The 25195-nt window shown below is 65.2% G+C and carries 26 protein-coding genes, 1 tRNA gene and 2 pseudogenes; 17 read left to right on the top strand and 12 right to left on the bottom strand.

Features of this window, described 5'->3' with window-relative positions; genetic code table 11:
* A partial coding sequence (locus VEI45_RS12275) for a transposase (protein ID WP_324853487.1) occupies positions 1–772 on the top strand: 772 nt, incomplete at its 5' end.
* A gap of 306 nt (positions 773–1078) precedes the next feature.
* Here the strand turns inward: VEI45_RS12275 and VEI45_RS12270 are convergent.
* Positions 1079–2533, bottom strand: a complete 1455-nt coding sequence (locus VEI45_RS12270; RefSeq protein ID WP_324853485.1) for an HNH endonuclease signature motif containing protein — start codon at positions 2531–2533, stop codon at positions 1079–1081.
* Positions 2534–2645: 112 nt separating this feature from the next.
* Between VEI45_RS12270 and VEI45_RS12265 the strand changes: the two genes are divergently transcribed.
* The 3 genes from VEI45_RS12265 to VEI45_RS12255 are packed head-to-tail and all read left to right on the top strand — an operon-like array spanning position 2646 to position 5810.
* Positions 2646–3437 carry an SDR family oxidoreductase gene (locus VEI45_RS12265; RefSeq protein ID WP_324853483.1) on the top strand — a complete coding sequence of 264 codons (792 nt, stop codon included), beginning with the start codon at positions 2646–2648 and terminating at the stop codon, positions 3435–3437.
* 8 nt (positions 3438–3445) lie between these two features.
* Positions 3446–4528, top strand: a complete 1083-nt coding sequence (locus VEI45_RS12260; RefSeq protein WP_324853482.1) for a diacylglycerol kinase — start codon at positions 3446–3448, stop codon at positions 4526–4528.
* Between the two features lie 49 nt (positions 4529–4577).
* Positions 4578–5810: an Nramp family divalent metal transporter gene (locus VEI45_RS12255; protein ID WP_324853480.1), complete on the top strand. Its 1233-nt coding sequence runs from the start codon at positions 4578–4580 to the stop codon at positions 5808–5810.
* Here the strand turns inward: VEI45_RS12255 and VEI45_RS12250 are convergent.
* Positions 5788–6003: a hypothetical protein gene (locus VEI45_RS12250; RefSeq protein ID WP_324853478.1), complete on the bottom strand. Its 216-nt coding sequence runs from the start codon at positions 6001–6003 to the stop codon at positions 5788–5790. The two genes, VEI45_RS12255 and VEI45_RS12250, sit on opposite strands and share 23 nt — an antisense overlap.
* Positions 6004–6255: 252 nt before the next feature.
* Here VEI45_RS12250 and VEI45_RS12245 point away from each other — a divergent pair, with 252 nt between their 5' ends.
* Genes VEI45_RS12245 through VEI45_RS12235 form a run of 3 tightly spaced genes read left to right on the top strand, consistent with a single transcriptional unit; the run spans position 6256 to position 9425 of the window.
* Positions 6256–7338: a poly-gamma-glutamate hydrolase family protein gene (locus VEI45_RS12245; RefSeq protein WP_414687464.1), complete on the top strand. Its 1083-nt coding sequence runs from the start codon at positions 6256–6258 to the stop codon at positions 7336–7338.
* 21 nt (positions 7339–7359) lie between these two features.
* Positions 7360–8187, top strand: coding sequence for an LLM class F420-dependent oxidoreductase (locus VEI45_RS12240; protein WP_324853474.1), 828 nt, complete (start codon positions 7360–7362; stop codon positions 8185–8187).
* A complete protein-coding gene (locus tag VEI45_RS12235) occupies positions 8184–9425 on the top strand; it encodes a putative sulfate/molybdate transporter (protein WP_324853472.1) in 1242 nt (413 codons plus the stop codon). The genes VEI45_RS12240 and VEI45_RS12235 overlap by 4 nt, the downstream gene beginning before the upstream one ends.
* Here VEI45_RS12235 and VEI45_RS12230 read toward each other — a convergent pair.
* The 3 genes from VEI45_RS12230 to glp are packed head-to-tail and all read right to left on the bottom strand — an operon-like array spanning position 9319 to position 11531.
* Positions 9319–9801 carry a MogA/MoaB family molybdenum cofactor biosynthesis protein gene (locus tag VEI45_RS12230; RefSeq protein WP_324853470.1) on the bottom strand — a complete coding sequence of 161 codons (483 nt, stop codon included), beginning with the start codon at positions 9799–9801 and terminating at the stop codon, positions 9319–9321. The genes VEI45_RS12235 and VEI45_RS12230 overlap by 107 nt on opposite strands.
* A complete protein-coding gene (gene moaC, locus VEI45_RS12225) occupies positions 9801–10301 on the bottom strand; it encodes a cyclic pyranopterin monophosphate synthase MoaC (protein WP_324853494.1) in 501 nt (166 codons plus the stop codon). Before moaC ends, VEI45_RS12230 begins: the two co-directional genes overlap by 1 nt.
* A gap of 24 nt (positions 10302–10325) precedes the next feature.
* Positions 10326–11531, bottom strand: coding sequence for a gephyrin-like molybdotransferase Glp (gene glp, locus VEI45_RS12220; RefSeq protein ID WP_324853468.1), 1206 nt, complete (start codon positions 11529–11531; stop codon positions 10326–10328).
* Between the two features lie 35 nt (positions 11532–11566).
* Here glp and VEI45_RS12215 point away from each other — a divergent pair, with 35 nt between their 5' ends.
* Complete coding sequence (locus VEI45_RS12215) at positions 11567–11986, top strand: molybdenum cofactor biosynthesis protein MoaE (RefSeq protein WP_324853492.1); 420 nt, start codon at positions 11567–11569, stop codon at positions 11984–11986.
* A gap of 10 nt (positions 11987–11996) precedes the next feature.
* Here the strand turns inward: VEI45_RS12215 and VEI45_RS12210 are convergent, their stop codons facing one another.
* Together VEI45_RS12210 and moaA are read right to left on the bottom strand one after the other, a co-directional pair.
* Entirely contained in the window at positions 11997–12266 is a 270-nt protein-coding gene (locus VEI45_RS12210) for a MoaD/ThiS family protein (RefSeq protein ID WP_414687463.1), read from the bottom strand.
* Positions 12256–13335, bottom strand: a complete 1080-nt coding sequence (moaA, locus tag VEI45_RS12205) for a GTP 3',8-cyclase MoaA (protein WP_324853464.1) — start codon at positions 13333–13335, stop codon at positions 12256–12258. The genes VEI45_RS12210 and moaA overlap by 11 nt, the downstream gene beginning before the upstream one ends.
* Positions 13336–13537: 202 nt before the next feature.
* Between moaA and VEI45_RS12200 the strand changes: the two are divergent.
* From VEI45_RS12200 to VEI45_RS12185, 4 genes and pseudogenes are all read left to right on the top strand, one after another.
* Positions 13538–13672, top strand: a pseudogene (locus tag VEI45_RS12200) (TOBE domain-containing protein); the annotation flags it as partial.
* Between the two features lie 22 nt (positions 13673–13694).
* Positions 13695–14180: an oxidoreductase gene (locus VEI45_RS12195; RefSeq protein WP_324853463.1), complete on the top strand. Its 486-nt coding sequence runs from the start codon at positions 13695–13697 to the stop codon at positions 14178–14180.
* A gap of 13 nt (positions 14181–14193) precedes the next feature.
* The gene (locus VEI45_RS12190) at positions 14194–15684 is read left to right on the top strand and encodes a molybdopterin-dependent oxidoreductase (RefSeq protein WP_324853461.1); all 1491 of its coding nucleotides are present in this window, start codon (positions 14194–14196) and stop codon (positions 15682–15684) included.
* A gap of 1 nt (position 15685) precedes the next feature.
* Entirely contained in the window at positions 15686–16003 is a 318-nt protein-coding gene (locus tag VEI45_RS12185) for a hypothetical protein (RefSeq protein ID WP_324853459.1), read from the top strand.
* Here the strand turns inward: VEI45_RS12185 and VEI45_RS12180 are convergent.
* A complete protein-coding gene (locus VEI45_RS12180) occupies positions 15945–16304 on the bottom strand; it encodes a hypothetical protein (protein WP_324853457.1) in 360 nt (119 codons plus the stop codon). The genes VEI45_RS12185 and VEI45_RS12180 overlap by 59 nt on opposite strands.
* A gap of 36 nt (positions 16305–16340) precedes the next feature.
* Positions 16341–16631: pseudogene (locus VEI45_RS12175) on the bottom strand (hypothetical protein); the annotation flags it as partial.
* Between the two features lie 135 nt (positions 16632–16766).
* Between VEI45_RS12175 and VEI45_RS12170 the strand changes: the two are divergent.
* The 3 genes from VEI45_RS12170 (at position 16767) to VEI45_RS12160 (ending at position 18468) form a co-directional block, all read left to right on the top strand.
* Positions 16767–17180 carry a pyridoxamine 5'-phosphate oxidase family protein gene (locus VEI45_RS12170; RefSeq protein ID WP_324853455.1) on the top strand — a complete coding sequence of 138 codons (414 nt, stop codon included), beginning with the start codon at positions 16767–16769 and terminating at the stop codon, positions 17178–17180.
* 67 nt (positions 17181–17247) lie between these two features.
* Positions 17248–17320: transfer RNA gene (locus tag VEI45_RS12165), tRNA-Arg, on the top strand.
* A gap of 326 nt (positions 17321–17646) precedes the next feature.
* A complete protein-coding gene (locus tag VEI45_RS12160; protein WP_324853453.1) occupies positions 17647–18468 on the top strand; it encodes an enoyl-CoA hydratase/isomerase family protein in 822 nt (273 codons plus the stop codon).
* 86 nt (positions 18469–18554) lie between these two features.
* On the opposite strand, the gene VEI45_RS12155 is transcribed toward VEI45_RS12160, so the two are convergent.
* From VEI45_RS12155 to VEI45_RS12145, 3 genes are all read right to left on the bottom strand, one after another.
* Positions 18555–18677, bottom strand: a complete 123-nt coding sequence (locus VEI45_RS12155) for a helix-turn-helix domain-containing protein (RefSeq protein ID WP_324853491.1) — start codon at positions 18675–18677, stop codon at positions 18555–18557.
* Positions 18678–19011: 334 nt separating this feature from the next.
* Complete coding sequence (locus VEI45_RS12150; protein ID WP_324853451.1) at positions 19012–19719, bottom strand: alpha/beta fold hydrolase; 708 nt, start codon at positions 19717–19719, stop codon at positions 19012–19014.
* Positions 19720–20299: 580 nt separating this feature from the next.
* Positions 20300–21328 carry an AraC family transcriptional regulator gene (locus tag VEI45_RS12145; RefSeq protein WP_324853449.1) on the bottom strand — a complete coding sequence of 343 codons (1029 nt, stop codon included), beginning with the start codon at positions 21326–21328 and terminating at the stop codon, positions 20300–20302.
* A 177-nt stretch (positions 21329–21505) separates the two neighbouring features.
* Here VEI45_RS12145 and VEI45_RS12140 point away from each other — a divergent pair, with 177 nt between their 5' ends.
* On the top strand, positions 21506–24406 hold the full coding sequence (locus VEI45_RS12140; RefSeq protein WP_324853447.1) for an arylsulfatase: 2901 nt from the start codon (positions 21506–21508) through the stop codon (positions 24404–24406).
* A gap of 153 nt (positions 24407–24559) precedes the next feature.
* Positions 24560–25120: a 2,4'-dihydroxyacetophenone dioxygenase family protein gene (locus tag VEI45_RS12135; RefSeq protein ID WP_324853445.1), complete on the top strand. Its 561-nt coding sequence runs from the start codon at positions 24560–24562 to the stop codon at positions 25118–25120.
* Positions 25121–25195: the final 75 nt, after the last annotated feature.

Here is a 25195-nt window from a genome sequence, read left to right as displayed (position 1 = left end):
GTTGTTGCATTTGAATGAGATCTCAGTGGTGAGCGTGCCCTCAGTCGAGCAAGAAGCCGCCCGAGACTTGGTCCGGGCCCGTGAGGACTGTCGCGGTGATCTGATGGCGGTGCGGCATCGATTATCGAAATTTCTTTTGCGGCAAGGAATCGTGTACTACGGCGGCGAAGCCTGGAACAAGAAGCACCAGCTGTGGTTGCAGACGCACCGGTTCGACACCCCGGGACTGCAACTGGCCTTCGACGCGGCCTTCGACGCGATGCTGGCCACCGTGGATCGCCGTGATCGCCTCGATGCTGCGATCACGGCGATGGCCTGCGATTCAGCGTTCACCCCGGTGGTGACCCGGCTGGGGTGCGTGCGAGGCATTTCGACGCTGACGGCGTTCGGACTGGCCACCGAAATCGGAGACTGGCACCGGCTGTCGGGCCGGTCCATCGGTGCTTACCTCGGGTTGGTACCCACTGAATGTTCCTCGGGATCCACACGCGTGCAAGGCGGGGTGACCAAGACCGGGAACAGTCACGCTCGCCGGTTGCTGATCGAAGCGGCGTGGCATCACCGGGCGCCCTATCGGCCGGGACGCCATCTACGGCGACGCTGGGAAACTGCATCACCAGCAGCCCGTGCCCGCGGACAGGCCGCGAATCGGCGCCTGCACGCCCGCTGGGTCCGGTTCGATGACCGCAAGAAACGCTCGGTGGTCGCTAATGCGGCAATCGCTCGTGAACTGGCCGGCTGGTGCTGGTCGCTGGCCGTACTCGAAGACTAACCCGCCACCCACAAATGTCTGGATGAGGCCAACACGGGGTACCGGTAAGCGTCTGGGAGTGACCCGCGTCCGTTCTATGAGCAATCACGTTGCAGCGCAACAGATGACGCTCGATCTCTAGACAAGCGACCCACTCCGACTCGAAAGTCCCGTCCTGCGATAACCAACCCGCGTATATCAGACTGACACGCGTCGATACGACACGCTCGAGACCTCCGCACACCTCATCCGGTCAACGAAGCGGCGGCCACGACGACGGTCGCGGCCGCCGCTTCACCCTGCCCACTTGACACAACGTCTCCCATATCAGAACGGCGGTGGTCCGTCGGGGTCACCGAACGGTTCCGCACGGGCTGATGTGTAGGCACGTTGCCGGGCCAGCCTGTCGTTGCGATTGCGGTTGCGCTCTGCGGTGATACGTTGCGATCGCTGCTGTGCCCGAGTGCGTCGACGAGTGGGCATCATGGCGGTGCGTTCACCACAGCGAACATCGGAAGTCGGTGTGGATTCGGGTAGATCACCAGTGGGAATCGTCAGCGCCGGAAACAGGATCGCGCTGCCGGGGCTGGTGACATAGGTCTGCCCGGATGGCAGCGACCAGATAACCGTACCGTCGGCCAACTGTTTGTCCCGCCATCCCCAAAAAGTCTTGAGCAGATGGTGTTTTCGGCACACGCACTTCAAGTTGGACGGATGAGTCGGCCCGCCGTCAGCGTACGGAATGGTGTGGTCGATGTCGCAATACACCGCGGGCTGATCACAACCAGGGGCCCGGCAGGTCAGGTCGCGGCACCGGACAAACTCGGCCAGTTTGGCTGACGGGACGTAGTGCGGTTCGGCCGCTTCCGGAACGGTCAGCGCGTGCAGTGTGGCCGACTTGGCCAGTTCGGCCACCACCTGCGGGGGAATGAGCCCGTCGGCGCCGGCCATGTACCCCGGCGTGGTCCCGTTGCCGTCGATGCTGGCCTGCTCGGCGACCACATGGATCACCACATTGCGGTTTCGCATGCGACCCCGCGTCTCCGCGCAGTCGGGATCCCCGCAGGTGCACGTCAGCCGGTCGGCGCCGACGACCAGAGCGCCCAACGCATCCGCGCGGCGCTGCGCCCTCGTCCGCGGATCGGCCTCACACACCGTGCCCGCCAACTCATCTAATCGGCGATCCAGCGCCCGGCCGGTGCTGGCGAATACGTTGCCGTACACCTCGGCGATACCGGGAACCGACTCCGACACATTCAGGTAGCGGGTTTTGACCTCTTTGTTGGTCCGGCGGATCGCGTCCCGATCGACGTCGGCGACGATGGCATCAACCCGCATCGCCAGATTGCCCCGGGTGAGCGACGGCCAACGCGGGGCGCGCAACGCCACCTGCGCATCGACCGCCGCCAGCGCCTTCGGGTCGGTGATCAGCGCCGTGCGGTAGGCGATCACGCCGAACATCGCGTAGTTGATGTCTCCGGCGGCCAGACATTCCCCCACCTTGGGCAGCCGCTCCCGCAAGATTTCGGCATCTGACATATAGCTCGAGGCCAGCGCGCGGCTAACCCGCAGGGCCGCAGCCAGTTCCGCGGCAATCGCGTCCCACAGATCGGCGACCCACTCCGCGCGGTCGCCGTACTGGCGACTCCGCAACCCCATCAGGTCGGCTATCGCGTTCAGTCGCCGCGCCGTGGCCTGTGCTTCACTTCGCGCCGCTGCACACGCCTGCTCGAGCAATGCAGCCGACTCGCTGGTGGCCGACAACGCCGTTGACTCGAACATATATTCGATTATGCCAACAGGGTCCGACAAAACACCGACACGCGAAAGAAAACTAGAACGTGTTTCAGAAATGGGGTTCCGAGACCGCGGCCGCCTTGTTACGGTGACGCCCGTGATCCTCGACAAATTCCGACTCGACGACAAGGTCGCCGTCGTCACCGGTGGCGGCCGTGGCCTTGGCGCGGCGATCGCAGTGGCATTCGCTGAGGTCGGCGCCGACGTTGTCATCGCCTCGCGCACCCAATCCGAACTAGAGGCCGTTGCCGACCAAGTCCGCGCTGCGGGACGTCGCGCCCACGTCGTCGCCGGGGACTTGGCCCACCCCGAGGTGACCGCGGAGCTGGCCGGCCAGGCCGTCGAAGCCTTCGGACGGCTGGACATCGTCGTCAACAACGTCGGCGGCACCATGCCCAACGCGCTGTTGAGCACGTCGACGCAGGATCTCAAAGCCGCGTTCACCTTCAACGTCGCCACCGCCCACGCGTTGACCACCGCCGCGGCGCCGCTGATGCTCGAGCACTCCGGCGGCGGCGGCATCATCAACATCACCTCGACGATGGGACGGGTGGCCGGCCGCGGTTTCGCCGCCTACGGCACCGCCAAGGCCGCACTCGCGCACTACACCCGGCTGGCCGCGCTGGACCTGTGCCCGCGGATTCGGGTCAATGCCATCGCGCCGGGGTCGATTGCCACCTCGGCGTTGGACATCGTCGCCTCCAACGACGAGCTACGCGCGCCGATGGAAAAGGCGACACCGTTGCGCCGTCTCGGCAGGCCTGACGAGATCGCAGCCGCCGCAGTGTATTTGGCTTCACCCGCGGGCGCCTACCTGACCGGTAAGGTGATCGAGGTCGACGGCGGCATCACCTTCCCCAACCTCGACCTACCGATCCCGGACCTGTGAGCGGAACTATGAGCAAGGCCATTCGCGTCGCCCAGATCGGCACCGGCAACGTCGGTGTCCATGCACTACACGCCCTGATCAGCAATCCCCAGTTCGAGCTCACCGGCGTCTGGGTGTCATCAGATGCCAAAGCCGGTAAAGACGCCGGGGAGCTTGCCGGACTTGATGTCTCGACCGGCATCACCGCGAGCACCGATTTGGACGCGGTGCTCGCCACCAAGCCGCAGTGTGCGGTCTACACCGCGATGGCCGACAACCGGTTGCCCGACGCCCTCGACGACTACCGGCGCATCCTGGCCGCCGGGGTGAACGTCGTCGGCAGTAGCGCGGTCTTTTTGCAATACCCATGGCAGGTGCTTCCGCAGGAGATGCTTACGCCGATCGAAGATGCTGCGCGGGAGGGTAATTCGAGCCTATTCGTCAACGGCATCGATCCCGGATTCGCCAACGACCTGCTGCCGCTGGCGCTGGCGGGCACCTGCCAGAACATCGAGCAGATCCGCTGCATGGAGATCGTCGACTACGCCACCTACGACAGCCCGACGGTCATGTTCGACGTGATGGGATTCGGCAAACCGATCGACGAGATCCCGATGCTGCTGCAACCGGGGGTGCTGAGCCTGGCGTGGGGATCGGTGGTGCGACAGCTCGCCGCCGGGCTCGGTCTCGAACTCGACACGGTCGAAGAGATGTACGTACGCGAGCCGGCACCCGAGAACTTCGACATCGCCTCCGGCCATATCCCGAAGGGCAGCGCCGCCGCGTTGCGGTTCGAGGTGCTCGGATTGGTCGACGGTGATCCCGTCGTCGTCCTGGAGCACGTCACCCGACTGCGCGACGACCTTTGCCCCGACTGGCCGCAGCCGGCCCAACCCGGTGGCTCCTACCGCATCGAGATCACCGGCGAACCGTCCTACGCCGTCGACGTCTGCTTGAGCAGCCGCAAGGGCGACCACAATCACGCCGGCCTGGTGGCCACCGCGATGCGCGTCGTCAACGCCATCCCCGCTGTGGTGGCTGCCCCGCCCGGGATCCGGACCACGCTGGACCTACCGCTGGTCACCGGCCGCGGCCTCTACGCCGCGGGCTAGACGTTTCGGTTAACCTAACTTTCTTATTCGTCGGACGAAAGTGAGTTAGGTGACGCAGGAGACCCGCGCCCCGCTCAAAACGGGCTGGTATCTGCTCGGCCCGGCATTCGTCGCCGCGATCGCATATGTCGACCCGGGCAATGTGGCCGCCAACGTCAGCGCGGGCGCGCAGTTCGGTTTCTTGCTGCTGTGGGTCATCGTCATCGCAAACGTGATGGCCGGCCTCGTGCAATACCTGTCGGCGAAGCTCGGGCTGGTGACCGGGCGCTCGCTGCCGGAAGCCGTCGGCGCACAGCTGAGCCGGCGGGCCCGGCTGGCTTATTGGGCGCAAGCCGAGATCGTCGCGATGGCCACCGACGTTGCCGAGGTGATCGGCGGGGCTATTGCGCTGCGCATCCTGTTCGACCTGCCGCTGCTGATCGGCGGGCTGATCACCGGGGCGGTGTCGCTGCTACTGCTGAGAATCCAGGACCAGCGCGGCCAGCAGCTGTTCGAACGCGTCATCACCGGATTGCTGCTGGTGATTGCGATCGGCTTCACAGCCAGTTTCTTCGTCGCAACGCCGCCGCCCGACGCCGTGATCGGCGGGCTGGTGCCGCGATTCGGTGGGACGGAGAGTGTCCTGCTGGCCGCCGCCATCCTGGGCGCGACGGTCATGCCACACGCGGTGTATCTGCATTCCGGGTTGGCCCGCGACCGGCACGGCCATCCCGAGCCGGGCCCGCACCGGCGTCGGCTCCTGCGCGTCACCCGATTGGACGTCGGGCTGGCGATGGTGGTGGCCGGCGGGGTGAACGCCGCGATGCTGCTGATCGCTGCGCTCAACATGCGGGAGCGCGGCCGCACCGGTTCCATTGAGGGCGCTTACGCCGCGGTGCGGGACACCGTCAGCCCGACAGTCGCGGTGTTCTTCGCGATCGGATTACTGGTTTCGGGTTTGGCGTCGGCGTCGGTGGGCGCATACGCCGGCGCGATGATCATGCAGGGGTTGCTCTACCGGTCGGTTCCGATGCTGTTGCGCCAGCTGGTGACGCTGGCGCCTGCCCTGTTGATTCTGGCCCTGGGCGCCAACCCAACCCGAACGTTGGTCCTGTCGCAGGTCGTGTTGTCGTTCGGCATTCCGTTCGCGCTGCTTCCGTTGGTTCGGTTGACCAGCGATCGAGCGCTAATGGGAGACGACACCAATCACCGCATCACGACCGCTATCGGGTGGGTGGTCGGCGTGATGATCAGCCTGCTCAATGCGGTGCTGATCTACCTCACCGTGAGCGGCTCGGCATAGTGCGGTTGGCCTTGGCCTTCGGCTCGACCGGCGGGCCCAGCTCCAGGAGTTCGTCCAACAGAGCGTCCATCTGGCTTACCGGCGGCAGCGCTCCGCCCCGCTGCCGGTACGCACTCCGAACGCTGACCAGCAATCGCAATTCCCGTTCGATCGTGTCGCGGTCCCGCGTGCTGTCGCCTACCGAAGCGTCCATTGAGTAATCCTTGCACCGAAGCGCTGGCACCAACAGCGTGACGCGCCGGAATTAACCTCGCGGCCATTACCCGCTCATATCACTGTGTCGGTGGCACCGCCCAAGAGTTGTTGAGGGATTTGGCCGAACACGTAACGTCCGGCGACTGGATCCAGTGTAGGCGTCCAGATGACGTAGCGGTCGTCTGGCCATACAGGGTCCCATTGACCACCACCCGTGGCTGAGGCCGGCCAAATACTTCGCCCCGCTAACATGAAACTCGTGCCGGCGCGCCGTCATACCTACTTTGCGTACGGGTCGAACCTGTGCGTGCAGCAGATGGCGCAACGGTGTCCCGACGCCACCAATCCCCGGCGGGCGGTGCTGGCCGACCACGACTGGCTGATCAATCAGCGCGGCGTAGCCACCGTGGAGCCGTTTGACGGCGTGGAAGTGCACGGAGTCGTCTGGCAGCTATCCGATCACGACCTGGCCACTTTGGACAGCGCCGAGGGCGTGCCGCGGCGTTACCGCCGCGACCAGCTGACTGTGAAGACCAACGACGGGCCGTTGGATGCCTGGGTCTACATCGACGACCGAGTACATCCGGGTGCGCCGCGGCCCGGCTACCTCGAACGCATCATCGACGGAGCAGTCCATCACCGGTTGCCGAAGCGCTGGATCGACTTTTTGCGCCGATGGGACCCGGCTCGTTGGCCTCGCCCACGGTCGCGGCCCACAACGCCTGCGCCAGAGTCGCTTTCCGAGTTGCTATCGGAGGCCGGGGTGAGCGAGGAAAGCCGGCTGCGGTCGCGCTTCGGCTTTCTCGCCATTCACGGCGGCGGCCTGGAAGAGATGACCGACGTGATTGCCGAGCGTGCCGCCGACGCGGCCGGCGCGTCGGTGTATCTGGTGCGACATCCCGACCGCTATCCACATCACTTGTCGTCGGCCCGCTTCCGCGCTGACCAGTCGGCCCGACTCGCGGAGTTCCTCGTGCACGTCGACATCGCGATCTCGCTGCACGGATACGGGCGGATCGGCCGCGGCACGCAGCTGTTGGCCGGAGGCAGCAACCGGGCGCTGGCCGCTCACGTGGCCGGCCACCTCGACCTGCCCGGCTATCAGGTCGTCACCGACATCGACCAGATCCCGCTCGAGCTCCGCGGGCTGCATCCGCACAACCCGGTCAACCGGACCCGCGACGGCGGGACCCAGCTGGAGCTGCCGACCCGGGTCAGGGGCATCAGCCCGCGCAGTCCCCTCCCGGGTGACGACGGTTTGTCACCGGTGACTTCTGCTCTGGTGCAAGGCCTTACGGCCGCCGCGCGCTCCTGGAAATTGCAATCCGAATAACAACACGATCGGAGTTGGCTGATGGCCGCACAGGCGTCTCGTTCCTTTCGCTTCTCGATAGGCATCCACACCGCCAAGTCAAGTGCCGCGCTGCGGGATAAGGCACGACGCCTGGAGAACGCCGGATTCGACATCCTTCATCTCCCTGACCACCTCGGCGCGCCGGCACCGTTTCCGGTGCTGACGGCGATCGCGGCGGCCACTTCCACCGTGCGGCTGGGGACCTACGTGCTCAACGCCTGCTTCTACAAGCCGGCCCTGTTGGCTCGCGACGCAGCCGCCGTCAATGACCTCAGCGACGGCCGCCTCGAACTCGGCCTCGGGGCGGGCTACGTGCGGGAGGAATTCGAGGCCGCCGAGTTGCCGTACCCGAGTGCCGGTCAACGCGTCGACTACCTCGAGCACGTCACCACTTACCTGAAGAAGCACCTACCCAACGTGCCGATCCTGATCGCCGGCAACGGAAATCGATTGCTGACGGTGGCCGCCACGCATGCCGACATCATCGGTCTGACGGGTGCCAACGACCGCGGGGTCGGCGACCCGCTCGCCGAACGCATCGAGTTCGTCCGCGCCGCCGCCGGTGACCGGTTCGCCGATCTCGAGTTGAACCTGGCGATCACAGGGGTGTCAGACAGCTCCGGGAAACCCGACCTGTCGATGACTCGCAGGTATGCGCCCACCCTGTCCGACGAGCAGTTGCTGGCATTGCCTGCCGTGCTGAGCGGATCGCCCCGCGACATCGCCGATACGTTGCGCGGCTACCGGGACACCTACGGGCTCACGTCCGTCACTGTGCAGGAACACCATGCTGAAACCTTCGCCAAGGTGATCGCGGAATTCCGATGACCGTTGTCGACAACCTGCCGCAGTCGCGTGCCGGCTCGTTTCGGTTCGACCGGGCGGAATTAGCCGGAGCGGTCGGCGATCTGGGGGTTCTGGTGCCGATCGCGGTGGCATTGATCGTCAAGAACGGGCTCACGCCGACTGCGGTGCTGTTGCCGGCCGGGCTGCTGTACGTGGTGGCCGGCCTGGTGTATCGACTTCCGGTGCCGGTGCAGCCGTTGAAGGCGTTCGGGGCGATCGCGATCGCGCACGGTTTCGGAGCTGACGATATCGCCGCCGGCGCCCTGCTGCTGGGCGTCATTTTTGTGACGCTTGGGGTTTCGGGCCTGTTGGATTGGGTCGGGAAGGTGTTCCCGCAGCCGATCATTCGGGGGATTCAGCTCTCGGTGGGACTGCTGTTCTTTCAGTTGGCGTGGAAGCTGGTGTCTGCGACGCCGAAAGCGTTCACCGACCACCGGCGCTCGATCTGGTGGCTGGCGGGCGCCACCGTGGTGGTGATCGCATTGGCGCTGCTGTTGCGACGCCGGCAGGTCACCCTGGTCTTTCTGGCGATCGCCGTGGTGACGATGGTGCTGACCTTCCACGGCTCGGTCAGCTTCGGCCCGTCGGCGCTGCACGTCCCACACCTGAGTTGGGCCGCCCTCTCCGCCGCGGCTGTAGCCCTGGTGCTGCCGCAGTTACCGTTGTCGTTCGCCAACTCGTGTTTGGCCACCGCGGACACGGCCCGCGCCTACTTCGGCGATGCGGCCCGCCGGGTGCGACCAGGCCGCCTGGCGATCACTCTTGGTTTGGCCAACCTGTTCGCCGGCTCGATCAGCGGGATGCCGGTGTGTCACGGCGCCGGCGGGATGACAGCGCATCGCAGCTTCGGCGCCCGCAGTGGCGGGGCACCAATCATGTTGGGCAGTGCGCTGATCGCGCTTGCGCTGGCGATCGGAGCGACCCTGACCGCTGCGCTGGCCGGCTTTCCGGTGCCAATCCTGGCAGGTCTGCTGACGGTCGCCGGCCTGCTGCACATCATGTTGCTGAGAGACCTGCGGGGACCCTGGCAGTGGGCAATCGCCCTAGCGGTCGGAATCACCGGCTTCCTCAGCAATCTCGCCGTCGCACTCGTTGGGGCACTGCTGATTTGGTTTATCGTGGGTGGTCTTTACCGGCGATTTGGTCCAGCGCATGGTCCAGCACGTCGGCGAGCACCCGAAGACCGTCACGCACCCCGCCCGGCGAACCCGGCAGGTTGACCACCAAGGTCCGCCCCGCCACGCCGCAGATGCCGCGGGACAGCACCGAGGTCGGCACCTTCGGTAAACCGGAACGCCGGATGGCATCAGCCAGCCCGGGAATCATGTAGTCAAGCACCGCCGCGGTCTGGTCCGGGGTGCTGTCGCTGGGCGAGATGCCGGTGCCACCGGAGGTGATCACCACGTCGACAGCCTCGGCGATCGCGTCACGCAGCGCCTGACCCACCGGCTCGCCGTCACCGACCAGCACCGGCTGTACCGACGAGAATCCATGCTGCACAAGCCATTCCGATATCAAAGGCCCGCAGCGATCTTCGTAGACCCCGGCCGACGCGCGAGTCGAGGCGATGATGATCCGCGCGGATCGGTCAGTCATCACCGCTCCCATGTTCCGTGCCGGCCGCCGTCCTTCCGCAACACCCGGATGTCGTCGATACGCGCAGCCGGATCGACTGCTTTGATCATGTCGTACAGGGTCAGGGCCGCCACGCTCACCGCGGTCAGCGCCTCCATCTCGACCCCGGTGCGGTCGGTGCTGCGCACCGTCGCGGTGATGTCGACATCCGTCTCAGCAACACAGAATTCGATGTCGACGCCGGTGAGCGCCAACTGATGACACAGTGGAATCAGGTCGCTGGTGCGCTTGGCGGCCAGAATGCCCGCAACCCGCGCAGTGGCCAGGGCATCGCCTTTCGGCAGTCCGCCCGCGGCGATCAGCTCCACCACTCGCGAGGAAGTACGCAGCGAGCCCGCGGCGACCGCGGTGCGCTTGGTGGCCGCCTTGCCGGTGACGTCGACCATATGCGCCGCGCCCTGATCGTCGATGTGCGAGAGCGGACCCGCCCCCGACGGCGGCGTCGCCGCGGCGTCGGACATCACGCGTCCCATTCTGACAGGTAACTAGCGCAGGTCCCAGATCTGCACCGCAGAGCCGGCCGGAATCTCCGTGACCTCCGCCGGGAAATCCAGCAGGCAATTCGCCGACGCCAGTGACCCCAGATGGTGTGACCCCGGCGGGCCGTGGCTCACGACGGTGCCGGCGGCGGCGTCGAAAATCCCGCGGCGAAACTGGCGCTTGCCGGCCGGTGCGGTCAACGTCTCGGTCAGCACGGCGGATCGCCGCGGCCGGTGCGGATCGGGCAGCCCCATGGCTGAACGCAGTGCCGGACGGATGAACACCTCGAAGGACACCAGGGCACTGACCGGATTACCGGGCAGGGTGACGATCGGCGTGTCGGCCACCCGGCCGGTGCCCTGCGGCATGCCTGGCTGCATCGCCACCTTCACGAACTCCACGCCCTGATCACCGGCTCGGCCGAAGGCGTCCTTGACGACCTCGTAGGCACCCGCGCTGACGCCGCCGCTGGTGATGATCAGGTCCGACTCGGCGGCGTATCGGTCGAGCAACGCGGCGAACTCGGCGACGTCGTCGCCGGCAACCGCGGTGACGACCACCTCGGCGCCGGCGTCGCGGACGGCCGCGGCCAGCATCGGCGAGTTCGACTCGTAAATCTGACCCGGCCGCAGCGGCGTGCCTGGCGACACGAGCTCTGATCCGGTGGAAATGATCAGCACCCGCTGACGCGGAATCACCGACAGCTCATGCAGTCCCAGCGCGGCGACCAGGCCAACCACCGCCGGCGTGACCACCTGCCCGGCCGGCAACACCGTGCTGCCGGCGGCGACGTCCTCGCCGGCCCGGCGGATGTATTTGCCCTCGGCGCTGGGTGCGTGGATCCGCACCACATCGGTCCGCCCGTCGGTGGCCTCGACGGGCACTATCGCCGTCGCCCCGGCCGGGATCGGCGCGCCAGTCATGATCCGATGCGCGGTGCCCGGCCCGAGGGTGGGGACGTCGGTCCGACCGGCTGGAATGTCTTCGGCCACCGGCAGTTTCACCGGATGGTCGGCCGTCGCCGAGGCTACCTCGTCGGCACGCACCGCGTAACCGTCCATCGCAGAGTTGTCGAAAACCGGCAGCGACACCGTCGCGGTCACATCGTGGGACAGCACCCGGCCCTCGGCGTCGGGCAGTTCGGCGATGCCGGCGGGCCGGGCAGTAATCAGCCCGGCGACAACGCGTTGATGCTCCTCGACCGACCGCATGGCGTCAGTAAATATAGTTGGTAATCGTGAGGTGCCTGGTAGTTCGTGCCGCGCTGACGGATCAACCGATCCTGCTGGCCGAACACCAGGAACTGGTGAGCCATCAGGCGGCGGGAGCCGTTGTGGGGTTCGTCGGGATGATTCGCGACCACGACAACGGACGCCAGGTGGTGAAGCTGGAATATTCCGCCCACCCGTCGGCCGCCGATGTCATCGCCGAAGTCGTCGCAGAGGTCGCGGCGCAGTCGCCCGGGACGCGGGCTATTGCGGCCAGTCACCGGATTGGCGTCTTGCAGGTCGGCGAGGCGGCGTTGGTCGCCGCGGTCGCCGCCGATCATCGCCAAGCGGCGTTTGCCACCTGCGCACGGCTGGTGGACACCATCAAGGCGCGATTACCGGTGTGGAAACGCCAGGTTTTCGCCGACGGAACCGACGAGTGGGTGGGCTCGACTTAGCAGCCCACATTCATCCTCCAGCGAACGGCGGCAGTACGTCGATCGTGTTGCCCGCCTGCAGCGGTTGGGCTTGGTCGCGAACCGCCAGACCGTCGCAGAGGAAGGAGCACCGGCCAAGCACCAGGGCGAGTTCCGGGCTGCGGCCACCCAGCGTGTCGACAAGCTCGCCGACCGTGGCGCCGGAACGCACGGTCAGCTGCTCGCAATCGGATCCTGCGGCTGCGCGGGCGGCCGCGAAATACCGCACGGTGATTGCGTCGGCCGCCACCTCAGCCACCAATTGCGCTCATCGGCCGCGCCGGTTGGACGAAGTCAGGGTCGTTGATGCCGTGACCCGCCGGTTTGCCCCACATCGCGGTCCGCCATGCCGCCTCGATCGCGGCGTCGTTGGCGCCGCTGCGCAGCAGCCCCCGCAGGTCGGTCTCCTCGATGGCAAACAGGCAACTACGGAGCTGCCCGTCAGCGGTCAACCGGGCGCGGTTACATGTCGAGCAGAACGGGTGCGACACCGAGGCGATGATCCCGACCTTCCCGGTGCGTCCAGTCCCGGGATCAGTGATCCTCCACAACTCGGCTGCCGCCGAACCCCGCGGCGCCCGATCGGGTTCCAGCCTGAACGAATGACGTCGCAGCTGCGCCAGCACTTGGTTCGCGGTCACCGTGGCCTCACGGCGCCATTGATGTCCGGCATCGAGCGGCATCTGCTCGATGATCCGCAACTGGTAGTCGTAATCGAGGCAGAACCGCACCAGCGACACCGCGTCGTCGAGGCCGGTCAGCGGGTCCAGTACGGCATTCACCTTCACCGGTCGCAGACCCGCTGCGTGCGCCGCGGCCAGGCCGGCCAGCACGTCGGACAGTCGATCGCGGCGGGTGATCGCAGCGAAGTGCAGGTAATCGACGCTGTCCAGCGACACGTTCACCCGGTCCAAGCCGGCCCGTGCCAACGCCTCCGCGCGCTTGGCCAACAAGACCCCGTTGGTGGTCAGCGCGAGTTGCGGCCGCGGCCGGAGCTCGGCCGTTGCGGCGATGATCTCTTCAAGGTCCTTGGCCAGCAACGGTTCTCCACCAGTGAACCGCACCTTGGTGATGCCCAGTCGGGTCACACCCATCCGCACCAGCCTGATGATTTCGTCGGGTTGCAGCAGCTGCTCGGCCGCCGTCCACGGCAGACCCGCGGCGGGCATGCAGTAGGTGCATCGCAGATTGCAGCGGTCGGTCAGGGACACCCGCAAATCAGTCGCGAGTCGCCCATGGCTGTCGATCAACGGGCCGGTGGACGGGGGCTGCGTCGCCGGGCCACCGAAGCGACGCGGCACTCGCGGAAGGCCGAGCGTCGTGATCGTCATGGCACCATCCGAATCTGATCGCGAACAATTCTTACATTATCCATCGGCCCGGTTCTAGCATCTATCCGTGCCAGCGATGCGGATCCATCAGGCCGCTGAGCTACTGGGGTCAGCGACGACACCGTCCGGCGATGTGCTTGGCCGAGTTCTGGCGCAACAACGCCCGACCGTTACCGCCAAACCCGCTCGGCACAGGTAGCTCGGCAGGCACACCGTCGTCTCCCTGATGAGTACCGGGGCCGCACGCAAACTGAAACTCGAGCCAGGCAGTCTGGCCGTCGCGGTCGTCAAGGCCACCACCGTGATCGTCGAAACCCCTAAAGCGTTTGGGGATTGAGGCAATCGGGTACACGCTCGCCGTGAGTGCGGTCATCGAAAGATGGAAGCGCAGCCGGGCTTACGATTGGCTTCGCCTGAGGGGCTACGTCGCCTTCAATCTGCCCCGAACGGTGACTCTGCTGGGCACAGCGCTGCTGACCGGAATCGCCGCGGCGCATGTCTATGTGTTGACCAGCCAGCCGCCGTTGCCGGTGTATTTCGTCGTCTACGCCGCCATCCTGGGAGCCTGCTGTCTGTTAGCTGCCTCGTTTCTGTGGCTGGGCCGCAATCCCCGTGTGCCGCAATTAGGATGGTTTTTCGGTGATCTGGTTTCGGTCGTCTTTCTGGGCGTGTACCTGGCCAGTCGAGTGGCGACCCTGCCGGGGCTGGTGGCGGTGACCGGCCGGTGGGATTTCGCACCCGGGACGTTGGCGGGTGCGTTCGCGTTGGGCTTCATCGCTGTGCACATATCGGTGCTGCTGGGGATCAACGTGGCTTATCCCCAACGGCAGCGGTGGTCCGACTAATGGGAACGCCGCGATGACGACGTTCGATTATCCGGTGTGGCTGCGAGTCGACCATTGGCTCAACCTGTTGTTCGTCACGTTGATCATCCGTAGCGGGATCGAGATCCTCGCTACCCATCCGAAGCTGTACTGGAACGACGACAGCAGACCCGGAAGCGAGTGGGCACGCTTCACCCGCAAGGTGATGCCGCAGAACAAGCTGTACGACACCCTCGACGAAGAGGAGGACTACTCCCCGATCATTTCGCTGCCCGGCCACGCGCAGTTGGGCCTCGGACGGCACTGGCACTTTTTCGCGGTGATCGGCTGGATTCTGGTCGGACTCTCCTACTACATCCTGCTTTTCGCGACCGGACAGTGGCATCGCTACTGGCCCGCGTCGTGGTCGATCTTCCCCGAGGCGTGGAACGACATCGTCACCTACCTGACGTTCAACCTGCCGCCGATGCTGCCGGGTGAACCCTTCGACGCCATGCAGAAGCTGGCCTATGCAAGCGTGGTCTTTGTGCTGGCGCCGTTCCAGATCCTCACCGGCGCCGCCCAGTCCCCGGCGGTAGAGGCCAGATTTCCGTGGTACGTCCAGATGTGGGGCGGCCGGCAATGGGCGCGCAGCCTGCATTTCGTGGGGCTGGTCGCCTTTGTCGGCTTCATCGCCGTCCATCTGTCGATGGTCTTCTTTTGGGGCTGGGGCAAGCTGACCGCGGCGATGATCTTCGGCTCGGTCCGCAACACCAACTGGGCGACCGCGTGTTCGCTGCTGATCATCGCGACGGTCATCGCCATCCACGTCGCGGCAACGCTGTGGAGCCTGCGCAACCCTCGTTCGGTTCAGCGCAGGCTGGACGCGGTGGTCGGCTGCGCACGGCGGATTCTGTTGCGGCCGTTGGATTCGCGGCAGAACTATCCGGAGCGGAAACTGACCACGCAACACCGTGTCAACGGCAAGCCACCCTGCTCGACCGAGTACAAGGTGATGGCCGTACACAACTTCGTCGACTGGCGGCTGCGGGTTGGGGGCTTGGTCGAGAATCCGGTGACGTTGGATTTGGCCGAGTTGCGCGCGCTGGGCGCGCCGGAAGTCCAACGGGTCATGCACAACTGCGTCCAGGGTTGGACGAGCATCGGGCAGTGGAGCGGCCTGCATCTGAGCACCTTGGTGGAACTGGTGCGGCCGCTGCCGGAGGCAAAGTACATCTGCTCGATGACCATGCAGGACAACGACCGAGACGAGCCCGCCTCGCACGGCGGAGGCCAGTTCTACGAGGTGATGGACCTCGAACTGGCCTACAAGCCGCAGACCATCCTCGCCTACGAGATGAACGGCAAGCCGTTGCCGATCAAACACGGCGCACCGTTGCGGCTGCGGGTGGAGACCCAGGTCGGTTTCAAGATGGCCAAGTGGATCAACCAAATCGAGTTCGTCAACGACTACTCCGGCATCGGCAAGGGCGCGGGCGGCTGGCGAGAGGACAACGTCTACTACGCCAAGGACGTGGAGATCTGACATGGCCGACCCGGCGATGGTGCGCCCGGAGCTGATCAACCTGGCTCCCGCCGACCGCGATCGGGTTCTGGCCCAACTCGCCGCCAAAGGCGGGCACTGCGAGGCCTGCGGCGCAACCGATTTCAACGTCGGCCATGCGCTTTACCTAGGATTTCTGTTCCTCGATGAAGACGACGATGCGTACATGGTGGCATTGACGTGCCGTAACCCGAACTGCGCGCAGCCGCACACCGGAATCAGATTGCGCGAGAAGGACTTTCTCAGCGGCGACGGTGAAGAAGCCCGCGCCGCGACCTGGCTGGCTTCGGCTCCTCGCTGAACGCCGGCCGAGCAAGCCCGATGCGCTCGATCACGTCGGACAGCGCGCGGAGCTCGTCACACAGCGCTTGAAAACGGCGCTCATCGGCCTCGTCGAGCAGCCCGCGCGCACTGTAGTGCACCAGCCGGGGTAGCCGCCCGGCAAGCGCCGCACCCCATCTGATGCTGAAGTCGTATTTCTCGCCTTCGTCCACTTCGCCTTTTTGACCAAGTTGTTTGAGCGCCTCTATCTGTTCGGTGAGCCAGTCGACATCATCGTCAACGGTGATCGGTGCGGGTTTTTCGTCCATCTCAGCAGCCATTGTCCTCCGTTTGTTCTGTCAGAGGCGCGGGTTGGCGACGCTCACCACTTCCTGGTCAGTGGCAGCGTAAATGCGGGTGTCGTCGGTGCCGATTCGCCGGATCGGCGACGGCAGCCGGGTCGCGGCCAACACCGTCAATCCTTCGCCGCCGCGCTGCGAGTCGACCGCGTAGAGCATGTCGTCGTCGCGACGTGCGACATAGCTGCGGGTCGCTGCGGTGCCGTCGCCTGCTGACGACGCGACATCCATGGGCAGCGATCCACGCTCCTCGGGGGGCGAGGAGGGGCCTTTGTAGTAGCGGATTCCGGATGGCCCGTAGACGTGGTAGGCGCCTGGGTGCTAGCCACGTCTGGCTGGCCAGGGAAGCAAGGCGGTTCCGCGCACGTGAAAGACAACAGAAGTTTGATCGCGGCGACTCCGCGGGATGACGAACCTCGGGAAGACCGCCTATACGCTTTGAGGATGGGTACCAAGTCAGCAGAGAAAGTCGACTTCACACGCCTGGCTGCCGCATTGAACGACTACCGTTTTGCCTATCTGGTCACCGTCGATGACGACTACCGGGTGCACAGCGTGACCGTCGAACCCGAGCTGCGCGAACGCGTCATGGACGTCGGGCTAGTCGGCGGCCGAACCCGCAGAAACGTCGAAAGCCGCAGCACCGTCACGCTGTTGTGGCCACCGAGCGAGCCGGGTGGCTACTCGCTCATCGTCGATGGTCGGGCCGAAGTGGCCGAAACGAGCGACTCCAGTGACGACACCGCCGCGCTTCGGGTGGTACCGACGCGCGCGCTGTTGCATCGGAACGCCGACCCGAACACTCCCGGGTCCGCCAAAGGCTGCCTGCACGACTGTGTGGTGTTTTCCACTCCGTAAGCGGCGTGTCATCTCGCGCCGGGCGCATCGCGCGGACGTTGTGATGCCCGCTACACTTTGGCGTCTCGCCCTCGTAGCTCAGGGGATAGAGCACGGCTCTCCTAAAGCCGGTGTCGCAGGTTCGAATCCTGCCGGGGGCACTCGTTCTACCAGCACAAACGTCGAAAACAAGCTGGGGCGTGCCCCTAGCGTGCCCGATCTGGCGTGCTATTCCGGTCCGTTTCGATGCGTTTCGGTGTGTTTGTGGCGTCTGCGACTCCCGGCCCCGGCCGATTGGGGAATCACGGCCCGGAAAGTCTTTGGGCGCATCGCTTTGATTCGGTGCGATCCGGGGTATGGTGGCCGTGGTTCCGCAGGCAAACACATCGCAACGCTAATCGAGAAGCTGTTGCGATCCCGGCGGAACCTATCGCGCTCCTAGCGACGTTTGGTTCCATCTCCCACCGTGTCGTGGGAGTCTTCGTCAATGGACGAGTATGAAACGTTGCGTGTTGGTGTCGACGGAGGGGTCGCATTCGTGACGATCGATCATCCGCCGGTTAATCTGCTCGACGTCGCGATGCTAGGGGATCTGGTGCGTCTGCCTGACGACCTGCTGGCCCGGTCGGTGCGCGTCACGGTCTTCCGCAGTGCTGATCCGGAGTTCTTTATCGCTCATGCCGACCTGGACCTCATCCGTCAGTTGCCGCGAGACGTAACAGAGCGAAGTGACCAGTTGGGCCCGTTTCACCAGCTTGTGGAGCGCTGGCGCACATTGCCGCTGGTGACAATTGCTCAGCTTGAGGGCAGGGCACGTGGCGGTGGAAGCGAGTTGGCCTTGTCGCTCGACCTTCGCTTCGCGGCTCGAGGGCGTGCGGTCTTCGGGCAGCCCGAGGTTGCGCTCGGACTCATCCCGGGTGGTGGTGGCACGCAACGGCTGGCCCGGGTCATGGGCCGCGGCCGCGCGTTGGAAGTTGTGCTCGGCTGCTGCGATTTCGACGCCGACACCGCAGAGCGGTACGGCTGGGTGAACCGCACCTTACCGCCGGACGAGCTCGGCCCGTTCGTGGAAAAGTTGGCGCGCCGAATCGCGTCCTTCCCAGCCGACGCAGTCCGGAGGGCCAAGATCGCAGTTGACGCGGCGACGGGATCGATCGAAGCCGGCCTTCTCGAGGAGGGGTTCCAGTTCAACCAGACACTCGCAGACCCCGAACTGGAGGCGCGGTTCGACGCCGTCGTGGCCGGTGGTGCGCAGACCAGGGACGGTGAGCGCAACCTCGATGCACTGATCGAGCGATCGGCACGCTAGTGACCTGCATCCTTGGTCCCGCTTATCGGGCCGGATATCGGCGCGGTTAGGTAATCCCGGCGGCCAGTTCGAGGGCGACCGCGACCTCATGGCTGTTGGGTGAGGGGTTTGGGTAGCAGGCGTTCGGCGCGTGCGATGCGGGTCAAGACGGTATTGCGGTGTGTGAAAAGAACTTTCGCCGCGCGGGGGACGCTTGATTCGCCGCGCAGGCGAAGCCCGCAGCGGTCATCAGGATTGCTGCGATGCCGGCTGCCAGGCGCAGCCGCTCGTTGTCACGGCCGCTGCGCTAGTGGGGGATTTCGGCACGAATTTCGCCACCGGCATGCAAACCTTTAGGGGGTTCCAAGCGCCGGGGTGTTGAGGATGGGACGAGATTGCCAGCTGGAAGCCACGTATCGATGCGGATGCAGAAACCCCGCCGTCATGGCATCGCCTCGACCCACGCGATATGCCCGTCGTAGCCAAGCGTTCTCGCCATATCCCGGGAGCGATCCCGGTATTCGCGATGGCGGGCCTCGTCACCACGTGCCCGCACCTGGCGCGCTACTCTTCGTCAGCCACACGCAGCAGGACTTCAGCTACCGCTGACGGTCGTGAAAGAAGCGGTGAATGACTGCCTGGCAGTTCTACGATGTCTGCGCCGATGCGGTGAGCAATTCGCTTCGACCACTCAGCAGTGACTATCTGATCTTCGGCGCAGACAACGTAAGTACAAGGGACGGAGGGCGGTTCGGTCAGCGAGCAAGGCAGCGTCCATGGGTAAGCGGCCTGGGGTCGCAGGTGATCGATCGCTGCTGCCACGGTAGGTTCGTCGCAGTCGGCATAGAACATCTTTCGCACAAAGTCAAAGTCGACCCATACCATCCGTCCTTTCTCGTCAGGCGCACTCAACCCCTTGACCCATCCGTTGGCAAATTCCGGCGTAATCTGCTCCAGCCCTTGGTCTACCAAGCTGAGTCCGACCTCTGGAACCACGGCACACAGATACACCAAATGCCGCGCAGCCTGTCGAGCCGCGACCAACGTCGCCGTGGGACCGCCCAACGAGTGCCCCACGACCACCACATCGTCGTCGCAGCCCTGCAGGGCGCTGCACATCACATCCGCGTAGGTGTCGAAGTCTGCCGACCCATCGTCGCTCGGCAGGTCCGGCGCGACCACGTCATGGCCGGCTTGCTGAAGAAGCGGAGTCACCTTTTCCCAACACCAAGCGCCGTGCCACGCCCCGTGCACCAAGGCATACGTTGTCATGCGGAAAGAATAGGGATCAGAACCGCCTTAGACGGGCGGAAAAGGTACCGCGTAACTATCGACCCTCACCAGGCCGCCAGGACCTGACGCCAGACCTACGAAACGCCGTCTATAGCCGAGCTGATCGCGGATCCCGTTGCTATGGCGCATGTGCCATGGGACCCCGGTGGCGGATCCACCATGAAACGCGCCCGAGCTATAAGCGCCTGGGGGCGAGGGTCTGGGCTGGATTCCGCCGATGTGGCTGGTAGGAGCTTGTCTATTGTGGGGTGTACTGCAAAGTCAAATTTCTGTCCCGGATGGTCAAGACCGCGAGCGGGCTCGTGAGGCATCGTTGAGTCAACGGTTGAAAACCAATCCACTCCCGGCAGGGCATGTCGGAAGTCATTGCACAACAGGGAATTTCGATAAGGATACAAAATGTGGACAACACTGGCGTGGTACGCATTTTTCTGCGCAATGGTCGTCTTTGTCATCGCCGGCATAGACACAGCCACCGCCTGATCCCGATGACGCCGACGCACGCGAGGCGGAACCTTTCGGCCAAATCGACGGCGGCACTGCCGGCGCAGCGTGTCAGCTACGCGGTGGACTTCGCCGTTCGCCGAGTCGGTGGCCCTTGCCGCTTGCGATAGGCGGCAGGCCCACATCCGAACCAGCGCCCGCACGCGCGGGTCAGCACGCTTTGTTCGGCGTAGCCCAGTTCGCGGGTGAGATGGGACAGGCTCATGTGCGTGGTGCGCAGGTAGCGCTCGGCCGTTCCCTTGCGGACGTCGTCGACCAGGGCGGCGAGGGTCGTACCCTCGTCAGCAAGTCGGCGCTGCAATGCTTTTGGGTGCAGGTTGAACTGGGCGGCAATCACCTCCAGCGTCGCCACCCCGGTGGGCAACAGCTGCCGGATGATCGTTCGGACCGATTGCGCGAGTCCCGTTTCGGGTGCGGTGATGCTGTTGAGGTACTCGACGATGGCTCGGTGAGCGAGGTCATCTCGACGCAGGGGACGGCGCAGATCGGTTGCGCGTATGGTGAAACCCGCGGTCGGCTCAGCGAAGTGGGGTGTGCAGCCGAAGTAGGCGACATAGTCCTCACGCGGGGTCAAAGGGTCGTGAGGGAAGTGCACCGAAAGCGGCGAGTAGTCGGATCCGAGCAGGAATCGCAGTACCCGCAACGAAACCCCGAGTGACAACTCGATGGTCTGCGGACACGGCGGGGTGTGTTCGAGAAGGAACTCGAAGACCACGAACGACCGCTGCGGGTCTGCCAGCGGCGTGATGCGGATCCCGATGGCGGGGCTGTAGGCGGCCATGTAGGTACCGAAGATGGTGAACGCGTCGGCGACTGTGGCTGCGGTGCGTGCGGCCACACCGACCGGTCCGAGGATCTCGATGCCCTGCCGCGCCGCCAGGCGTCGCCCGAAATCGGGCGTGGCGGTGGCCTTGGCGGCAGACTCGATCGCCTGCAGCACACCGGACAACGGAATGAACACGTCGTATTCGCCGACGTCGCGGGGCCGGATGCCGGCCGCGTCCAGCAGGCGCACTGGATCACCACCCAGTTCGGCGACCAGGCGAGGGTAGTTCGCCAGTGATGTACCGCGGACTACGGACATGTCCCGACAGGCTAATCGCCGCAACCTCGATGCACGGCTGAAATCGGCAGGCGGCCCGGCAAGGAGGTTCTGCTGTCAGGGCCATTGGCCCCTGGCGGTCATGTGTGCGGCGGACAAGTATCACCAGTACGGACTTCGGGGAGGCCTCAAGTCGGCCAATCCACGGAAGGGGTTCCCATGAGTGAAGAGCATGCGGTGGTCTTGGTGGCCGGCTATCAGGACCTCGGCACGGCGCAGACCGAATTCCAGGCACTCACCGATCGGGTCAAGGACAAATCCATCAGCCTGACGGGCGCGGTCCTGGTCGGCAAGGACGCCGAGGGCAAACCAGCGTTGATTGATACCGGCAACAGGCTAGGGCGCCGGGGTGCTGCATGGGGCGCCGGGGTGGGCCTGGCTGTGGGCCTGTTCTCCCCGGCGCTGTTGGCGTCCGCGGCAATCGGCGCCGCCGCCGGTGCGGTGGCCGGCACGTTCGCCGACCATCGGCTCAAGAGCGGCCTCGGCGAGAAGATCGGCCAGGCGTTGGCCGCCGGTACAGGTGCGGTGATCGCCGTGTTGCCTGCGGAGAGCCGCCTTGCCGTCGAGCAGACTCTTTCCGGCTCCCCGATGAAATCCGTTGTCGCACTGGATAGCTCTACCTTCAGAGGCCTGGAGGGCGCGCTGGCTGAGGCGATGGCCAAGTTCAATCCCGATCGCACCCGCCTGCCTCTCCCCGACCGCAGTTTCGGCGGGGTGATGGGCCGCACCATGGGCGAGTCGGTGGGCGACTGGACGATCGTTCCGGGTCCTGAGGCGCCGGACGGGGCGCCGAACGTGTTGATGGTGCTAATCGATGACGCGGGTTTCGGTGGCCCCGATACCTTCGGCGGCGCGATCCGGACTCCGACCCTGACGCGGGTCGCGAACAATGGCTTGACGTACAACCGCTTCCATGTCACCGCCGTGTGTTCGCCTACCCGCGCGGCACTGCTGACTGGGCGCAATCACCACCGGGTCGGTTTCGGCTCGATCGCGGAGTATCCCGGTCCGTTCCCGGGCTATTCGTCGGTCAAGCCGCGCAGCTGCGCTGCGTTGCCGCGCATTCTGCGCGACAACGGCTACGTGACTGGCGGTTTCGGCAAGTGGCATTTGACGCCCGACAACGTTCAGGGCGCGGCGGGGCCGTTCGACAACTGGCCACTGGGGTGGGGATTCGACCACTATTGGGGTTTCCTGTCGGGCGCGGCGGGGCAGTACGACCCGATCATCACCGAGGACAACTCGGTGCTTGGGGTCCCGCCCGGCAAGGGCGGCCGGCCGTACTACTTCCCCGACGATCTGACCGACAAGGCGGTCGAGTGGTTGCACGCCGTCCGCGCTCAGGATGCGGAGAAGCCATGGATGATGTACTACTCCACCGGCGCCACCCACGCCCCGCACCACGTGTTCAAGCAGTGGGCGGACAAATACAAGGGCCAGTTCGACGAGGGCTGGGACGTCTACCGGCAAAAGACACTGGAGCGGCAGAAAAAACTGGGAATCGTTCCGCCCGAAACGGGATTGACGCAGCGGCCCGACCTGTTTCCGGCGTGGGACGGCCTGTCGGACAACCAGAAGAAGCTCTACGCGCGCCAAATGGAGGTGTTCGCCGGGTTCTCCGAGAACGCCGACTGGAACGTCGGCCGGCTCCTGGACGCCATCGAAGACCTCGGCGAGACGGACAACACGTTGGTCTTCTACATCTGGGGCGACAATGGCGCCAGCATGGAGGGCACCATCACGGGCTCGTTCAACGAGATGACATTCCTCAACGGTGTGGTCCTCGATGCCGACCATCAGCTGCGGCTCATCGAGCAGTACGGCGGGATCGAGGCTCTGGGCGATGAGCACACCGCGCCCCACTTCGCCTCCGCCTGGGCGCATGCCAACAACACCCCGTTCCAGTGGGGCAAGCAGATGGCCAGCCACCTCGGTGGTACCCGAGACCCAATGGTGGTCGCCTGGCCCAGCCGGATCAAACCGGATCCGCAGATGCGCGGCCAGTTCACGCACTGCATCGACATTGCGCCCACCGTGCTGGAAGCCGTCGGATTACCGGAACCGACAAGTGTCGACGGCATTGAGCAGGAACCCATGGACGGCACCAGCTTCCTGCACACGTTCGATAACCCGGCCGCTGAAGAGCGCCACACCGTGCAGTACTTCGAAATGTTCGGCAGCCGCGCGATCTACAAGGACGGCTGGTGGGCGTGCACTCGATTGGACAAGGCGCCCTGGGACTTCTCGCCGGAGACGCTAAAGCGGTTCGGGCCCGGGGTGTATGACCCGGATACGGATGTCTGGGAGCTTTACTACCTGCCCGATGATTTCTCGCAGGCGAACAATGTCGCCGCCGAGCAGCAAGACAAGGTCGACGAACTCACTCGGTTGTGGTGGCAAGAAGCCGAACGCAACCGCGTGCTCCCGCTGTTGGGTGGTCTGGCGGTGGTTTTCGGGAATCTACCGCCGATGCCCACCACCACTCGATTCGTTTTCAAGGGCGACGTGCAGAACGTTCAACGCGGCATGATTCCGCGTATCTACGGCCGCTCCTACGCGATCGAGGCGAAGATCACCGCTCCGGAAAACGCCGAGGGGGTGCTGGTGGCCAACGCCGACTTCATCGGCGGATTCGGTCTGTGGGTCGACGGGCAACGCAGGCTGCACCACACCTACTCGTTCCTGGGCGTGGAAACCTACCGGCAGGTATCCACCAAGCCGATTCCCACCGGCGACGTGACGGTGCGAATGCTCTTCGAGTCCGAGCAGCCGGCTCCCGGATCGGGTGGTCATGTCACCCTGTGGGCCGACGATCAGCTCATCGGCGAGGGCGACATGCCGCAGACGGTGCCGCTGGCATTCTCGTCGTACGCCGGTATGGATGTCGGCCGCGACAACGGCCTCGTAGTCGACCGCGACTACGAAGACAAGGCGCCCTACCCATTCACCGGAACCGTGCATGAGGTGGTGTTCGACCTCAAACCCGCCCACCACGAAGCCGAAGTGGCGCTGCACGAACACGCCGCCATCCAGGCCGTGGGGCAGGGGGCGGCCGGCTGACCGCACCGCACAAGGTGCGTCCTGCAAGGCCAAAAACTTGTCCTGAGATGTCAAGACTCCGCCCTGGCTGATGACGCATCGTGGAGTCGGCGGTAAGGACACCGCCCTCCCGATGGAAGTTCCGCGGGAGTCCTTGCCAGAGAAAGACTTTCGATGACGCTGACCGCCGAACCGACAACCACCAAGACCAGCTCCGGCGCGCCGCTGCCGTTGGTCGCCCTTCCGCAGGGCGAGCTGCTGAGCGTCAACGAAAACACCATCCCGCTGATCACCGACTCGCTCGGACCCGGCGTGCACGTCAAGCCATTGCGCCTGGACCTGGAGGCCGGGTGCTGGGTGGTGCTGGCCACCTTCAGCCCCGGCGCGGTCGTGCCGCTGCACTACCACACCGGCATCGCCGAGGTGTACACCCTCTCGGGCAGCTGGCACTACCTCGAATACCCCGACCAGCCGCAAACCGCGGGCTCCTACCTCTATGAGCCGGCTGGATCGGTGCACACCTTCGTCTGCCCCGAATCCAACACCGAGGACACCGTGATCTTCGTGCGCGTGGAGGGCGCCAACATCAACTTCACCGAGGACGGACAATTCCACTCCATCCTCGACGCGACGATGATCCGCGCCCTGGCGCACCAACTGGCTGAAGCCCGAAACCTCGGCTCACTGAACTACCTCTGCGGCGGCGCCGCCGGCTTCACCGCACCCAAAGCCTGAGGCCCGCCTTTGTGATGTGTATGGGCCGGCCTCCTGCCGGGGAGCGTGCCGACCGACCCATCACCGTAATCAGCC

It is taken from the genome of Mycobacterium sp., from assembly GCF_035623875.1.
Classification (GTDB): domain Bacteria; phylum Actinomycetota; class Actinomycetes; order Mycobacteriales; family Mycobacteriaceae; genus Mycobacterium.
Note: the sequence above shows the minus strand (reverse complement) of the source record. Positions and strands in the feature narration are given on the sequence as shown.

What these genes read in the sequence shown, in the direction of transcription:
- VEI45_RS12135 (WP_324853445.1), top strand. Translation starts at nt 24,560, where the DNA reads ATGACGCTGACCGCCGAACCGACAACCACCAAGACCAGCTCCGGCGCG.
- VEI45_RS12185 (WP_324853459.1), top strand. Translation starts at nt 15,686, where the DNA reads ATGGCCGACCCGGCGATGGTGCGCCCGGAGCTGATCAACCTGGCTCCC.
- VEI45_RS12145 (WP_324853449.1), bottom strand. Translation starts at nt 21,328, where the DNA reads ATGTCCGTAGTCCGCGGTACATCACTGGCGAACTACCCTCGCCTGGTC.
- VEI45_RS12180 (WP_324853457.1), bottom strand. Translation starts at nt 16,304, where the DNA reads ATGGCTGCTGAGATGGACGAAAAACCCGCACCGATCACCGTTGACGAT.
- VEI45_RS12190 (WP_324853461.1), top strand. Translation starts at nt 14,194, where the DNA reads ATGACGACGTTCGATTATCCGGTGTGGCTGCGAGTCGACCATTGGCTC.
- glp (WP_324853468.1), bottom strand. Translation starts at nt 11,531, where the DNA reads ATGCGGTCGGTCGAGGAGCATCAACGCGTTGTCGCCGGGCTGATTACT.
- VEI45_RS12230 (WP_324853470.1), bottom strand. Translation starts at nt 9,801, where the DNA reads ATGACTGACCGATCCGCGCGGATCATCATCGCCTCGACTCGCGCGTCG.
- VEI45_RS12235 (WP_324853472.1), top strand. Translation starts at nt 8,184, where the DNA reads ATGACCGTTGTCGACAACCTGCCGCAGTCGCGTGCCGGCTCGTTTCGG.
- VEI45_RS12245 (WP_414687464.1), top strand. Translation starts at nt 6,256, where the DNA reads ATGAAACTCGTGCCGGCGCGCCGTCATACCTACTTTGCGTACGGGTCG.
- moaC (WP_324853494.1), bottom strand. Translation starts at nt 10,301, where the DNA reads ATGTCCGACGCCGCGGCGACGCCGCCGTCGGGGGCGGGTCCGCTCTCG.
- VEI45_RS12240 (WP_324853474.1), top strand. Translation starts at nt 7,360, where the DNA reads ATGGCCGCACAGGCGTCTCGTTCCTTTCGCTTCTCGATAGGCATCCAC.
- moaA (WP_324853464.1), bottom strand. Translation starts at nt 13,335, where the DNA reads ATGACGATCACGACGCTCGGCCTTCCGCGAGTGCCGCGTCGCTTCGGT.
- VEI45_RS12160 (WP_324853453.1), top strand. Translation starts at nt 17,647, where the DNA reads ATGGACGAGTATGAAACGTTGCGTGTTGGTGTCGACGGAGGGGTCGCA.
- VEI45_RS12250 (WP_324853478.1), bottom strand. Translation starts at nt 6,003, where the DNA reads ATGGACGCTTCGGTAGGCGACAGCACGCGGGACCGCGACACGATCGAA.
- VEI45_RS12140 (WP_324853447.1), top strand. Translation starts at nt 21,506, where the DNA reads ATGAGTGAAGAGCATGCGGTGGTCTTGGTGGCCGGCTATCAGGACCTC.
- VEI45_RS12170 (WP_324853455.1), top strand. Translation starts at nt 16,767, where the DNA reads ATGGGTACCAAGTCAGCAGAGAAAGTCGACTTCACACGCCTGGCTGCC.
- VEI45_RS12260 (WP_324853482.1), top strand. Translation starts at nt 3,446, where the DNA reads ATGAGCAAGGCCATTCGCGTCGCCCAGATCGGCACCGGCAACGTCGGT.
- VEI45_RS12270 (WP_324853485.1), bottom strand. Translation starts at nt 2,533, where the DNA reads ATGTTCGAGTCAACGGCGTTGTCGGCCACCAGCGAGTCGGCTGCATTG.
- VEI45_RS12150 (WP_324853451.1), bottom strand. Translation starts at nt 19,719, where the DNA reads ATGACAACGTATGCCTTGGTGCACGGGGCGTGGCACGGCGCTTGGTGT.